The following is a 13,487-nucleotide window of genomic DNA, read 5'->3' on the forward strand; positions in this document are numbered from 1 at the left end:
AGAAGTCAGCGGATGCTGCCCGGCAACGGCGGGCGTTGCCAAAGGATGTGAATCCGTTAACCTTCGCCGCGAATTGTAGTACAGATGCCGCAGGCGATAAAGCGGAATTCCACACGGCCACAGCAGGATAAACTCCGATTTTTATTGTGATAAATCAATGTATTACAACTTTATACCGCACACTCCCCGTTGCTTTCCCTCGCCGTATGTTCTGTGCATTGCCGTGATATTTATTTTCTTATATGTGAAATGACCGGCGGGAAAGCGGGGATTTTTGTGCGCGGCGTCCCGCTTCCGGCACACGACAGCCCCTAGTGCAGCTCGAAAACGGTTTGCGGCGGCAGACCGCCGAGTTCAATTTCCAGCAGATAGTCGCCGGGTTGCAGGTGAACGGGCTTCATGAATTGCCGGAGGAAGCCGTTGTCGCTGCGTTTGCTTTGCATGATGACGTGTCCGTCAACCAGGATGCGCATATTGATATTGTCGTAGCCGCAGTCCGGGCGATAATCACGCGCCGCGCCGATATGCAGCCACCCGACCCAGTAGGCGGCAAATTTTTCCGGCGGGATGCCGGTTTTTTCCGGCACGCCACGGCTGCTTGCGGTGGGGACATGCTCGCGTGCGACGAGGCGGGTCGGTGCGTCCAGACTGAAATAACAGGCGTCGAAGCCGCCCGTCGGCGCCTGCCGCTTTGGGTTGAGCTGCCTGCCCCAGGGATTGTCCGCCGGCGGGAACCACAGCAGGGGGAAGCGGCGCTCCTGCCGGGCATCGGCGGGCTGAAAATCGGCATCGCCGATATACGGCCACCAGGCACAGCCGATGCCGATGGCGCAAAGGCAGGCGAGCAGCAGGGTGTAATAGGCATGGTGGCGCAAGGCACGGCAATGCCGCCACAGGGTGCGGAAACGGCCGTCATTATTGCGCTGCCAGTCGCTGCGGCCGGGGAAGCGGCGGTAGAAGTCGCGCATCATCAGGGTGCCGCCTGCGGCATGATTGCATCGAAACGGCGCTGCATCCCCTGCCCCGTCTCCTCCCGGTATTTGGCGGCGCATTTGCCGCCTTCTTCCGCCTTGAAGCGCGCAAATGCCTCCCGCTTCTGTTGCAGGGAAGCCGCGTCGGTGCGGAGACGGGGCGCACGGTGATCATCGCCGACACCCACCCCCGCCAGCGGATAGCCCGTCCACTGCTGCACCCGGTCGATAAGGGCGGTCATCTTGTCGAACTTGTCCGCACAGTCGATTTCAGCCCCCTGACAGCGGCAGTTACCGGCGGAAAACAGCGCATCCGGCATATCGATGTACGTTTCCCAGAAGAACACGGGCGGGCTGCCCGGTGCGCGGAAATCGTTATCCGCACTGTCGCTGACAATCGCCAGCGGTGTGCCGTGGATTTCCCAGTTCAGGCCGCCGCCCTGCACCAGCAGCACATAGGGACGGGGATCATCAATGTAGAGCGGGAAAGTGTTGTCGAACCTGTTGCCATGCCACGTGGCCGTTACCAGAAAAACAACCGTGTCGGCGGGCAACTGCAAGGCGCGCAGGGAAGGTGCCAGCGAATCGGGCGAGATTATCACGGGCACACTCGGACGGAGATTCAGGCGGAAGTCGGTGGTATGCCAGAAATTGGCATATTCGACCGCCACAACATGATCGCCCGCTTCCAGCAGCAGATTGTCCGGCAGATCCCTGCTCAATCCGTCCCCCACCAGCCTGCCGTCGATGACCAGGCGGATGCGCCCGGTCATTTGCGAGACATGCCACACGAACAGCGAGTACACGGCACGCTGCGGTACATGCAGCCGCCCGATCCAGTAGGCATCGAACTGGTCGGAAGGAATGCCGTGAAAGTCGTCATAACCGTAATGGATGTTGATATGCGGAACCTCTTCGCGCGCGATGACCCGGCCGGACTTGCTGCGGTCGAGATAATAGGCGGCAAAACCGGTGGCGGGCACCTGCCCGTCGGGATTGAGCGCATCCCCCCAAGATGGGGCGGCGCGCGGAAAGCTGTCAAGCCTCGCCACCACGCTAATGCTGCCGACTGTTGCCGCAGGTGCGGATGATGCAGATGCCCCCGGCGGCGCAGGCGGTGCCGATGGCGCGAAAAAAACCGCCGCCATCAGGCAAAGCAACGGCAACGCCGCATACACCAGGCGGCGGCACATCACCGCCTGCCGCCAAAAAGCAAACCAACCGCGCGTTTTCATCCTTGCGCCTCCTCCGGTCGCAACAACACTTCCACCGCTTCCCCGGCATGCAGCAGCGGCAGAGCCAGCCCCGCGCCGACCTGCCCGTCGGTGCCCGTGCGCGGGAAATCCTGCCAGCTTGCTTCGCCCTGGCTCAGGGCGCGCTGCGCGGCCACCGACACGGTGATGCCGCCGCCGCGCCCGTCACGCACACCGTGTATGACGACCGGCACCCCGAGATAGACGGGAATATACACATTGCGCGGCACATCACTGAGCAGCAGCGTAACCGAATAGCCCGCCGAGCGGATTTGCACCATATCGCCGTCGTCGGCGGCGTCATCCCACAATTTCAGGCCGACAACCGTTTCACCGGAGGTACCGTTCGCAAAACTCTCTGCAAACGCCGCCTGCCGCCCGGGCAACAGCTCGTCGTGCTTGACGAACGCCCATGCCGACATCTCGCCCAACCCTTCCACGGCAAGCGGTGCGGCAGCGGCAAAATCCGCCTGCCGCTGCACGATTTGCGCCGCCGTGAGACGGTCGGCAGCGGCACGAATCAAACGCGGCGCAAGCAGCAGATTCAGGGCATACCCGCAACACGCCACGAAAACGGCAAGCAGGCACAGGGCGGTGATGCGGCTGATGGTGGACAGATGATTCATGGCCGCATCCATTTTTCCCACTCGCCGCATAATTTGCGGAAGGAGCGGCTGTTCTTGCATGCCTGCTCCAAATCCATTTGCCGCGTCAATGCCAATTGCTCGATCGTTTCGCCATAAACGCGGTTAGGCATATGCTGTTTCACCCAACCCTTTGCATCGCGCAGCCCTTCTGCGGCGGGTATTTTTTCCCGGGTGGTAATTACGAAATCACCACTTGCCTGCAACGCGGTGGCAGAGGCGATAAACCAGGCTTCGTATTCCCTGTTGGCCAGCACTACAGAAACGGGACGGTGCGGAACAATTTTTCGGGCATCTTGCACAATTTTATCTGCCAATATTTTCGGACAATCATCATCTGCATCAAGCAGAATCAGGATCCGGCCATCTTGCCCGCACTTCAAGGCGGCTAATTGCAGGTGACGAGAGAACTCTTTGGGTCTATTGAGGAATTGATCCCGCCGCACCCGGATTGGCGGTTCAATAAGGGGTGGCGGTGTATTGGGTGAAAACCGCTGATGCAGGCGATGCAGTAACGCCGGTAATGCCCGAACCTCCCCGTCGCCTTCAACAATACAGGCTATTTTCATTAGACGGTTTCTCCAAATAAGTCTGCTTGCTGCGATATCTGTTTTTTCAGAAATTCCCGATCCGGTGCCAATTGGTTCTTGCGCAGTAATTCCCCGGCAGTGAAGAGGTGTTCTTTAATGGCAATACGGGAGGCTTCATCCAAGGGAGCGATATTGGTTTCACCATCTTCGGCAATAACCGCCCGAATATGGCTATCGGCAATATTGGGATCATCTAGCAGTTCTGGACTATGGCTGGTAACGATAACCTGTGTCTCCTGCGCTGCCCGGGCAAGGGCTTCGCGCAAGGCGCCGCTGGCAGCGGGATGCAGGGCGGTTTCCGGCTCCTCGATGCCGACCAGAGTCGGGAAATAGTCCTGATTACCCTGAAATAGCGCGACCAGAATGCCCAGGGCGCGCAAGGTGCCGTCCGACATATTCAATGCGGTGAATTTCCACGGATGTCTGGCGGCGCCCACGGTTTGCCGGAATTCCAAAGTCTCCATGTGCCCGACGGATTTTTGCATGACTGAACGAACTGTCGGCACAACAGAATGCAAATAGGCCTCTATATTTTTGATTTGCTTGTCGTCAGAAAGGCGTTGCAAGTGGCCGATAACACTGGCGATATTTTCACCGGAAAATTTCAGCAACTTGCCTTCCTGCGGTTTTTGCAATTCCCGCATCAATTTTGGATTCAGGTTATAGAAGCTCATGGCAGACAAGGCATCATAGACTTCGCGGAAAGCCTGCAAACCGGAAGCGGCAACCAGTGCCAAACGGTCTTTGGTAATGGCAGGGAAGATTTTTTCACTGGTTGTTTCCATTTCTCCCCGGTTGATTTTGTAGGAAGGGCCTTTTCCTTTACCGTCAATGATGCACTCTTCCGTTTGCACTTCATAGCCACGTCCTTTCAATGCCCCGATATTGAAAGCATAACTGCCCTGTTTTTGGCCGGGCAGGATAAATTCCAGGCGCATACCAAAATGGGTTGGGTGACCATTGGAACGCCGCCGTACTTCATCAATGCCGCCCCGTTCATTCAGGGCATTATCCAGCGAAGTATTCAAGGCATCGCGTATGAATTGCAGGGCATCGAGGAAATTGCTTTTTCCCGAACCATTGGCACCTACCAGATAAGTCAGATTGCCCAATGACACGTCGCAATAACCGATACTGCGATAGTTACGAAGGATAACCCGCTTGATAAAAACACCTTTTTCCATACCAATTCCTGCAAAGAAAGATCTCCTTGTATTTTAGCAGCTACGCCCCGCCCTGCCCCGTGGTTGATTTCCGTCATAAGCGGCGCGGTGCGGCGGTGCTATCCTGCCCGCCGTTTTTCCGGAGGGTTTATGCAGCGCTATCCCGCGATTCTCAATTTGGGTTTCCGCCTCTTCTTTTTTTCCGCGTCCGCCTTTGCCGTGCTGACCATGCTCGCCTGGCTCGCGGTTTATCAGTTCCATTTTTACGGCATGACCGGCAGCCTGCCGCCCGCCTGGTGGCACGGGCACGAGATGGTTTATGGCTATTCCGCCGCCGTCGTTACCGGCTTTCTTTTTACCGCCGTGCAGAACTGGACGGGTGTGCCGCTGCCGCACGGCTGGCCGCTCTTTTGCTACTGGCTGCCGTGGTTCGCCGCCCGCCTGCTGTTTGCGTTCGCGCCGCAGTGGCAGGTCGCCGCCGCCTGCTGCGATCTCGTTTTTGCCCTCGGCAGTCTCTACGGCGTCGCCAGGCCGGTGTTCGCCGTCAAACAGTGGCGGCAGATGGGGCTGGTGTCGAAGCTGTTCCTGCTGGCCGTCGGCCAGGTGCTGTTCATCAGCGCCCTGCTCGGCTTTGCGCGCGGTTATGTGATGAGCCTGTATCTCGGCGTGTTCACCATTCTCGCCATCGTGCTGACCATCGGGCGGCGGGTCACGCCGTTTTTCACGGAACGCGGCGTCGGCTATCCCTTCTCGCCGAAAAACAGCGACCTGCTCGATCGCCTCTGCCTCGTCACTTTCACCCTGTTCTTCCTGCTGAAAGTCTTCACGCCGTGGCAGGCGGCGGCGTCGGTGTTTGCCCTCGCCACCGCCCTCGCGAACGGCTGGCGGCTGGCGGGCTGGTACACCTTCGGCATCTGGCACCGGCCGCTGTTGTGGTCGATGTTCCTCTCTTTCGGCGGGATGATTTTCGGCTTCTTCCTTTTTTTCTGCCAGCTTTTCCGGCCCATCAGCGATTCGCTCGCCATGCACGCGCTGACGCTCTCCGGCATCGGCCTGCTGACGCTGTCGATGATGGGGCGGGTCAGCCTCGGCCATTCGGGGCGCAATATTCACGAACCGCCGCGTCTCCTGGTGGCCGGGCTGTGGCTGGTGTGCGCGGCGTTTGTCTGCCGCGTCATCCTGCCGCTGACCGTCCCCGCGCAGATGATGCTGTGGGTGGCGGCGGCGCAGGTGCTGTGGGTCATCGCCTTCTGTCTGCTGCTGCACGGCTACACGCGCATCTGGTTCAGCCCGCGCATTGACGGCAAACCGGGTTGATGTCAGGCCCCTGCTACGGCAGGGGCTTTTTGTTGATGAAGTCCGCGATGGCGCCCAGCGGCGCATCGGGCCCTTGCAGCGGGTCGTAGTGGTGCAGGTCGAGGACTTGGCGGAGGCCGTTGTTCATCCAGGTGATTTGCCGCTTGGCGAGCCGGCGGCTGGCGATGATGCCCTGTTCGATGGCGGTGGCGCGGTCGCTCATCCCGTCCAGGTATTGCCAGATTTGCCGGTAACCGACGCTGCGCATGGCGGGGGTGGCGGCGCCGAGGTGTGGGCGGGCTTTGAGCACGGCGACTTCGTCGATGAATCCCGCTGCAATCATGTGCTGAAAACGCGCGGCGATGCGTTCGTGCAGCACGGCGCGCGGCAGGTTGAGGGCGATGGCGAACGTCTGCCACGGCGGGGCGGCGCGGCGCTGTGCGGCGTAGTGTGCGCTGGGGGTTTTGCCGCTGCTGGCAATGAGTTCGAGGGCGCGGATGAGGCGCTGGTGGTCGTTCACCATGATGCGCGCCGCACTCGCCGCATCGAGACGGCCCAGTTCGGCGTGCAGCGCGGCGGCACCTTCGGCGGCAAGGCGCGCTTCGATGACGGCGCGCTTGGCCGGATCGGCGGCAGGCAGGCCGTCCATGCCGGTGTAGAGGGTGTGGAAATAGAGCATGGTGCCGCCGACGAGGACGGGGATGTCGCCCGCCTGGTGGGCGGCGGCGATTTCGCGCGCGGCGTCGGCGGCGAAGCGGGCGGCGGAATAGGCGTCTTCGGGATCGAGAATATCGATAAGGGCATGCGGGTAACGCGCCAGGGTGGCGGCATCGGGTTTGGCGGTGCCGATGTCCATGCCGCGATAGATTTGCGCGGAATCGACGCTGATGAGGCGGACGGGATAGCGGTCGGCGACGGCAAAGGCAAGTTCGGTTTTGCCGGCGGCGGTCGGGCCGAGGATGCAGATGACAGGCGGCATGGGCGACGGGCGGTGTGGGCGGGGCGCTATGGTAGCCGCTTTCCCGCACGCCTGATACTTCCGTCTGCCTTTGCCGCACCGCCGCCCTTCACACGGCAAAACCGCCGCTTCCTCTTGCGGCGTTATAGTCGTTTCAAACAGGATTGAGACAAGGCGGCGCGCCGCAGACAGTGCACCAGTCCGGCGAGGGTTTCCCATAAAAATCGCGTAGCGATTTTTATGGGTGCCCGGCGAGGCGCGCCAACACCGCATCAGTCCTATTTGAAGCGACATAGTCGCAGGGCTTTGCCGCGTTGCCTGCCTGCACGACAGCATCCGTTACCGCTTTTTTCATATGGTTTTATCCCTCCCCTTTCCGGCCTTCGGCTACCGTCCTGGTCTTCATGGAAAATGCCCACGTGTTTTCATAAGAACCAGGACGGTGTCGCATGGCGACGGCAAGGGGAAAGAAAAGATGGGAAAACCGGCAAAAGAGATTTTTGTCGTGCACGAAGGCCGTGGGCAAAGGCTGGCGGCATAAAAAAACGGAATGGCAGAGCCATTCCGTTTGGTGGCGTCGCCGGACGCCGGTCATATGCTTACTTGTGTTGTTGCGGCGGTGGCGGCGGGGTTTGCTGTTGCCCGTCGTCCACTTGCCGGTTATGCGGTGGCTGCTTGCCGTCATGCTGCGGCGGCTGCTGGCCCTGTTTGCCGTCGTGCCGTGGCGGCTGCTGCCCCTGTTTGCCATCGTGCTGCGGTGCTTTGGGCGGCTGCTTGCCGTCATGCTGCGGCGGCTGCTGCCCCTGCTTGCCGCTGTGTTGCGGCGCTTTGGGCGGCTGCTTGCCGTCATGCTGTGGCGGCTGCTGCCCCTGCTTGCCGCTGTGTTGCGGCGGCTGCTTGTCGCCATGATGGTGTTTGTCCGTCCGATTTTTCTGCCCGTCGGCCTGAGGCGGTGCCGTCCGGTCATGCGGGGCACCCGCGACGGGTGGTTTGACGGTTTCTTCCTGCGGATGCGGCGGGTTTTGCGCTCCGGCAGCAAGGGCCATCAGGATGGTGAGGGAAGCGAGGCTTTTTTTCATGTGTTGCTCCTGTTTGAGTGAGTACGCCTTGCCGCTGGCGCGGTTAAGGCGGGGCGCATTGTAGGCGCGCTTCCGGCGGCTGTCCGTGATGGTTTTTTAACGACCTGACAAGGTTTGCCGCCACAACATCCCTTATCTGCGCGAGCAAAAAGCCCCTCCGGGGAGGGGCAGGAACGCGGCAGGCTCAATCATCGTCGCAAGGCGGTTGGCGGCAACGCGTCACCACGGGCGCAAATCCACGGTGGCGAGGATTTGCTGCTCTTTGTTTGAAACCAGCACCGTCATGTCCCATTCGCCGCCCATCATCGGCAGGAAGCCGTCAGCCTGCGGGTATTGACGCAAGATGTCATCCACCGCTGCCTGCGGATTGTGCTTGCCCAAATCGGCAAGCGGTTGAATCTCTTTGGCAAAATCCTGCCAGTGCCCCGCTATCGGCTGATACAGCTCGGCCCGTTGCACGGGCGATTTGCCCTGTTCCAGTTCAAGCATCAGCCAGTCCGACTGCTCGTGTTTGTCCTTGGCGGGGCGCACCATGCCCCATTGCGGCGCAAACCAGGAAGCGCGGTCAAAGGGCGGCTTGGCATTGCGGTAATCCACATCGATGGCCTTGACGATTTCCACGCGGTAAACATTGATAATCTGCCAGGCGGGGCGGCCCTCGGCGATGTGCCAGATGCCGTACAGCAACGCCGCTATCTGCATGACAATAACGACGACGAAATCGAACCACAGCCCTTTCTTGCCCTGCTTGGCAAGGAAGAGGGTCAAGAGCGGCCCCATGATGACGTCGATGGACAGCAGCAGCAGAAAGATATGCGACACGCCTACCGCTTTGGCGAGTACCCCGGGATACCAGCCCCAATAGACGGTCGCCGCCGTGAGGCAGCCGATGACGACAGAGCAAGACAAATGGCTTAAAAAACAGCGGATTCTGAAAGACATGGATTCTCCTTGAACGTGATGAAGAAAACGGGGCTGACCGTAACGACAGCCCCGTGCATGGGCTACTTCCCGCTCTCAGGGATGCTTTCACCCTGCTTTTGCAGCTGCTCCTGTTTGAGTTTGGTCAGCATATCGATATTGGTCGCCAATGAATCATAAGTGATGGCATTGCCTTTGGGTGTCGCATATTCCAGGTACAGATTATTGTCGGTAGAGACAAGGAATTGCGGCACACGTAATTTCTGCGCCAGATAATCCATGTCCGCCGGTTCCAGCAACAGGCTGTCATGCAAGGCTTTCTCCTCTTCATTCAAAGCGGCGATGCTGTCTGCCGCCCGCCCGTCCAGATGATACAACTGCGTGGCCTTTTCCGAATCGCTGGCGACCAGTATCCCCTGTCCGCCGGAAACATAGAGCCACACATAGCGGAATTCCTGGTGTAGGGTATTGAGGATATAGAGCAAATCGATGGCCCGCATATGATGCATTTGCACCCATTGCTGCAACACGCCGTCTTCTTTCAGGCGGGATTTTGCCAACTGATAAAACTCGCGGTTATAGAGGTTGGCGGCACCGGCAAACCAGATGCTGGTGAGTTCCATGCTGATAAGGTCATAACGCTTGTTTTGCGTCAGCAGATAATTGCGGCCGTCGGTGTAATACATCTGTACATTATCCTGCTGCGAGACCCGCCCGTTGATGTCGGCGAAGTGCTTGTCCGCAAGGGCGACAATATCCGGCGTCAGCTCGGCAATATCCAGGGCGAACCCTTGTTCATGCAGAGTATAGGCAGAATTGCCCGTGCCATAGCCGATGACCAGGGCATCCGCCCGCTGCGGCTGGTGCAGGAGCGGAATCCGGGCAAAGGCTTTTTGTGCCGTAATCTCGCCGGCATTGTTGCCCTGGAACTTGCCGTTGGTCAGCAGGGTCAGCACGGTATGCCCGCTGCCGTTTCCTTCCGCCTGCTGCTGCCGGTTGACCGTGGTCAGCCCGCCCTGGATACTCTCGCGGGCATCTATTACCTCGCCGCGCGCCCCGGCCGTGAAATACACATTGGCGCCGGAGGACAACTGCTGCATGTCCCATTGCGCCGGATACACCCACAAGGCCAGCAGAACGACGGCAGCCGTTGCCACTGCCGTTGCCGACTGTGCCGGGCTGTTGTAACGGAAGGCTTGCGGCCAGAGGGCGCGGGCGGTGTACGCCATATAGCAGGCAAGCAGCAGGCTGATCACGGCAAGCAGCAGCAACAGGCGGTTTGAGCCGAGCCAGTTCAGCAGCACAAAACCGGCGAGCAGGACACCGACGATATTGCCCAGCGTATTGCACAGCGCGGCAATCCCCAACCCCGCCGCATCACCGCGATTTTTCAGCCAGGCGGAAGCGAGCGCCATCGCCGCCGGATAGCCGAGACCAATAAAGAAGGCCGACGGCATCATGATAATGGCGCAGACGGCGGCGCGGATGAGCTCGCGTGCGGCAAAGCCGAAGTGATGATAATGCTCCATCGGCTCGAAGCTGGCGAAATAGCCCACCAGGCCATTCCATTGATTGGCAGCAAGGATAATGGTGAAGAAAATGCCCAACTGCGCAGCGGCGGCGATGACGGGAGCGGTAAGAAGCTGCCGTAATTTGTCATAAGCGGCGCTGCCCAACCCCAGCCCCAGCAGGAAAGTCGCCAGCATCAGGCCGAAAGCATAGGCACTGTTGCCCGCGACAATCGCCAGCAGGTGCATATTGACGATTTCCAGCGCGAGCGTTACCACACCGCCGATACTCACCAGCAGCAGCGCGGCGATACCGAGGCGGCGCTGCTGCCAGGCAGATTGCGGCGGCAGGACGACATGCCCTGTCACCATCGCATCCGGCATGGCACCGCTTGCCGGAGCGGGCAGGGTTTTCAGGCGGTCGATGGCATAAAGCGCAATCATCAGGCTGACGAGCGCCGCGAGGCGGGTGGCGCTTGCAAGCCCCAGCGTGGGCAGGACGGCATAAGCCCCCGCCAGCGCACCGAAGGCGGCGCCGATGATATTGGCGGTATAGAGACGGGCGATGAGGTTGCCGCGTCCGGGCAGATAGCCGCGCAGGAATTTGAACACGATGGGCAGGGTCGTCCCCATCAGGATGGTCGGGATGCCGAGAACAATCACGCCAAGCAATACCCGCCACAGGGTCAGGACGGGAGCATCCGGGCGGACATCGGCAGCGAGCACGGCATAAATATGGGCAATCAGTTTGAACAGGGCGGGCGTTGCCAGAGCATAGATACCGATTGCCCCTTCGGCGACGGCATACCATTTGAGCGGGCTGCGCACCCGGTCGGCAAGAATGCCGCCCAGCCAGGCGCCAAGCGCCATACCGCCCATATAGGTCGCCATCACCGTATATGCCGCCAGCGAGGTGCCGCCGAAGATGACGCCCAGATGCTTGGCAAAGACCACTTCATAGAGCAGCCCGGCAAAACCGGAACAGACGAAAAGACCACTGACCCAGCGCAGCGGCACGCCCGCCGCTGTTTCCGCCACGACCGCTGCCGCATGCGGCACGTTGTCCCCGACGGTCTGCGGCGGCGGCAGGTACCAGACAGTGCGCAGAAAGGCGGTAAAGCCCCACACTGCAACCAGCACACTGAGCGCGGAGAAAAGCTGCACGAACAGGGGATTTTCTATCAGGAACACGCGGGTGGCGGCAAAATGCAGCAACAATTCCCACATCACGAAACAGGCGGTGTTCGCCCACCAGATGCGGCGCTTGTAAAAATGCCAGCCGGGCGGATTCATCAGTGCCGTGCCGAGGGCGATGCAATAAGGGGCAGCAACAATCAGGTCAATCAGATAATGCTCGCCGATAGCCATGGTCGCGATAAAAGTAATCGCGGCAAACAGGGCGGTGGCATAAAAATAAATCTTGCGCGTCAGGGCGGCGGCAATCAGTACCATCAGCATCGCACCGGTGAAGTGCATCGAGGGCATGCCGTTGCGGAAAGACGGCGGGACAAAATCTGTCCCATAACCCAGCGGGGCAAGCCATGCCATATCGTAGGGGAAGCGGCCGGCAAAGGCAGGTGGCCCCGCCACCGGATTGAAGGCATACAACACGGAGGCCAGCAGGAACGGCACCAGCATGAGGCGCAGGGCATGAAGTTGCGCCATGCGTCCTTCCCGCAGCGTTGGTGCAAGCAGGAACAGCAAGACGATACTGAGCAAGTTGTACACTGTCATCACGACCGTTTTAACAAATGGCGACCAGTGGAGATCAAACCCGGCAAAGAGCATACCGGCAAAGCCGTGATAGGCGAGGTCAATGCGATACAAATCAAGATCCATGGTCTGCGGGAAGAGGACGGCAAAAAGCCTCAGCACCGTGTTTGTTGCGGAACCCAGGGCACAGGAAAGCATCGTTAAGAAGAAAAATTCTTTGATATACAGCTTCTCCGCTCTCGTCAGGCGTAAGCCTTTCCTGTCAAGCACTCCCCGCAGCGCCAGATAGCCCCACAGCAACACCGCCGCTGCCCCGATCGCCCACAGGATGACGGCCAGCATGATTGCTGCACTGCCCTCCTCATATGGCTGAATGACATTCATCAGCAGAAACGAGCCCACGCCGATAGCCATGAGTATCAGCATAGTACGATCTGATAGCGGCAAACGTTTTCCCCCCCACAAAATCAGGGCAGAGATGCCAAAATAAACACCGATGGGATTGAAGAAATAGAACATTTCGCTGGGAAAGAGGAGTTCGGCCCAGCTGATATCGGGAGTTTGCGGGAAAAAGAGGCGATTAGCCAGTTCAAGAAGAAAAGCGAGTGTCAGCCAAAAAAGTCCCCAACGAGGTAAATGCGGCATAAAAAATCCTGTTTGTTTGATGTATTTCCTGCTTGTTTATGCAGGTGGCGCAAAAGATGTCCGGATATGGAACTTGTAAACACAACAAGGTGGGCCGGAACCCACCTGATGTTGAAAAATGATATTTGTCTGCCTTGCCCAGGCGGGATGTGATGGCGAAAGACGCTCAACAGTCGCGGTTTCATGGTTGGGAAAGTGACGGGAAGTCAATGCGGCGGTGCCGCAGAAGCAACCGTAAATCTCTTTCGCCTTTATCCTTGCCCTGGTCAATCAAGACATCATCCCCTCCGGGATGCAAAGATTAGCGGCATACGGAAGGCAGATAGCGGGCGGACATATCAGGGGAAGAACATTTCCACACGACGGAGCCGCCGGTCTCGGTGGGCGTCAATACAACCTGCTTGCTGTTGATTGGCCTGGCGATGGCATTGCTGCGCATGGTGGCGGTAATGACGCCGTTCGATACCTCTACTTGCTTGACGTACTTGCCGTTGATTTTCAGCGCGTCCATATCAATACCGGCCTGGCCGTTATCGACCGGCCAAACGCCGCGGTCACTGCGAAACTCGGAGACGGTTACCTTGATGCCGCCGAGTAACTGCACCGCTTCGCCTACCTGGGCACGCGCGACATAGTCCTGATAGGAGGGAATGGCGATGGCCGCCAGGATGCCGATGATGGCGATGACAATCATTAGCTCAAGCAGGGTAAAACCCTGCTGTATGGATTTCTTCATAATGAATTTC

11 protein-coding genes are annotated in these 13,487 nt (G+C 59.2%); 1 reads left to right on the forward strand and 10 read right to left on the reverse strand.

Going from position 1 to position 13,487, the window contains the following annotated elements:
• Nucleotides 1-311: 311 nt before the first annotated feature.
• The 5 genes from Q0562_RS07640 to Q0562_RS07660 are packed head-to-tail and all read right to left on the reverse strand — an operon-like array spanning nt 312 to nt 4,642.
• Nucleotides 312-971, reverse strand: coding sequence for a hypothetical protein (locus Q0562_RS07640; RefSeq protein ID WP_298643196.1), 660 nt, complete (start codon nt 969-971; stop codon nt 312-314).
• Complete coding sequence (locus tag Q0562_RS07645; RefSeq protein ID WP_298643198.1) at nt 971-2,206, reverse strand: hypothetical protein; 1,236 nt, start codon at nt 2,204-2,206, stop codon at nt 971-973. Before Q0562_RS07645 ends, Q0562_RS07640 begins: the two co-directional genes overlap by 1 nt.
• On the reverse strand, nt 2,203-2,850 hold the full coding sequence (locus tag Q0562_RS07650; protein WP_298643199.1) for a hypothetical protein: 648 nt from the start codon (nt 2,848-2,850) through the stop codon (nt 2,203-2,205). The genes Q0562_RS07645 and Q0562_RS07650 overlap by 4 nt, the downstream gene beginning before the upstream one ends.
• The gene (locus tag Q0562_RS07655) at nt 2,847-3,437 is read right to left on the reverse strand and encodes a DUF4276 family protein (RefSeq protein ID WP_298643201.1); all 591 of its coding nucleotides are present in this window, start codon (nt 3,435-3,437) and stop codon (nt 2,847-2,849) included. Before Q0562_RS07655 ends, Q0562_RS07650 begins: the two co-directional genes overlap by 4 nt.
• Nucleotides 3,437-4,642, reverse strand: a complete 1,206-nt coding sequence (locus tag Q0562_RS07660; RefSeq protein WP_298643202.1) for an AAA family ATPase — start codon at nt 4,640-4,642, stop codon at nt 3,437-3,439. Before Q0562_RS07660 ends, Q0562_RS07655 begins: the two co-directional genes overlap by 1 nt.
• A 129-nt stretch (nt 4,643-4,771) precedes the next feature.
• Here Q0562_RS07660 and Q0562_RS07665 point away from each other — a divergent pair, with 129 nt between their 5' ends.
• Nucleotides 4,772-5,938 carry an NnrS family protein gene (locus Q0562_RS07665; protein WP_298643203.1) on the forward strand — a complete coding sequence of 389 codons (1,167 nt, stop codon included), beginning with the start codon at nt 4,772-4,774 and terminating at the stop codon, nt 5,936-5,938.
• Between the two features lie 13 nt (nt 5,939-5,951).
• Here the strand turns inward: Q0562_RS07665 and miaA are convergent, their stop codons facing one another.
• The 5 genes from miaA to Q0562_RS07690 all read right to left on the reverse strand — a co-directional run bounded on the left by miaA (nt 5,952) and on the right by Q0562_RS07690 (nt 13,477).
• A complete protein-coding gene (gene miaA / locus Q0562_RS07670; protein ID WP_298643205.1) occupies nt 5,952-6,896 on the reverse strand; it encodes a tRNA (adenosine(37)-N6)-dimethylallyltransferase MiaA in 945 nt (314 codons plus the stop codon).
• Between the two features lie 578 nt (nt 6,897-7,474).
• The gene (locus Q0562_RS07675; RefSeq protein WP_298643206.1) at nt 7,475-7,954 is read right to left on the reverse strand and encodes a hypothetical protein; all 480 of its coding nucleotides are present in this window, start codon (nt 7,952-7,954) and stop codon (nt 7,475-7,477) included.
• A gap of 219 nt (nt 7,955-8,173) precedes the next feature.
• The gene (gene tfpZ, locus Q0562_RS07680; RefSeq protein ID WP_298643207.1) at nt 8,174-8,896 is read right to left on the reverse strand and encodes a TfpX/TfpZ family type IV pilin accessory protein; all 723 of its coding nucleotides are present in this window, start codon (nt 8,894-8,896) and stop codon (nt 8,174-8,176) included.
• 62 nt (nt 8,897-8,958) lie between these two features.
• Nucleotides 8,959-12,510 (reverse strand): fused MFS/spermidine synthase, encoded by a 3,552-nt coding sequence (locus Q0562_RS07685; RefSeq protein ID WP_298643209.1) that lies wholly within the window; start codon nt 12,508-12,510, stop codon nt 8,959-8,961.
• Between the two features lie 532 nt (nt 12,511-13,042).
• Nucleotides 13,043-13,477 (reverse strand): pilin, encoded by a 435-nt coding sequence (locus Q0562_RS07690; protein WP_298643210.1) that lies wholly within the window; start codon nt 13,475-13,477, stop codon nt 13,043-13,045.
• Nucleotides 13,478-13,487 lie beyond the last annotated feature (10 nt).

The organism is uncultured Cardiobacterium sp., from assembly GCF_938028825.1.
GTDB lineage: Bacteria > Pseudomonadota > Gammaproteobacteria > Cardiobacteriales > Cardiobacteriaceae > Cardiobacterium.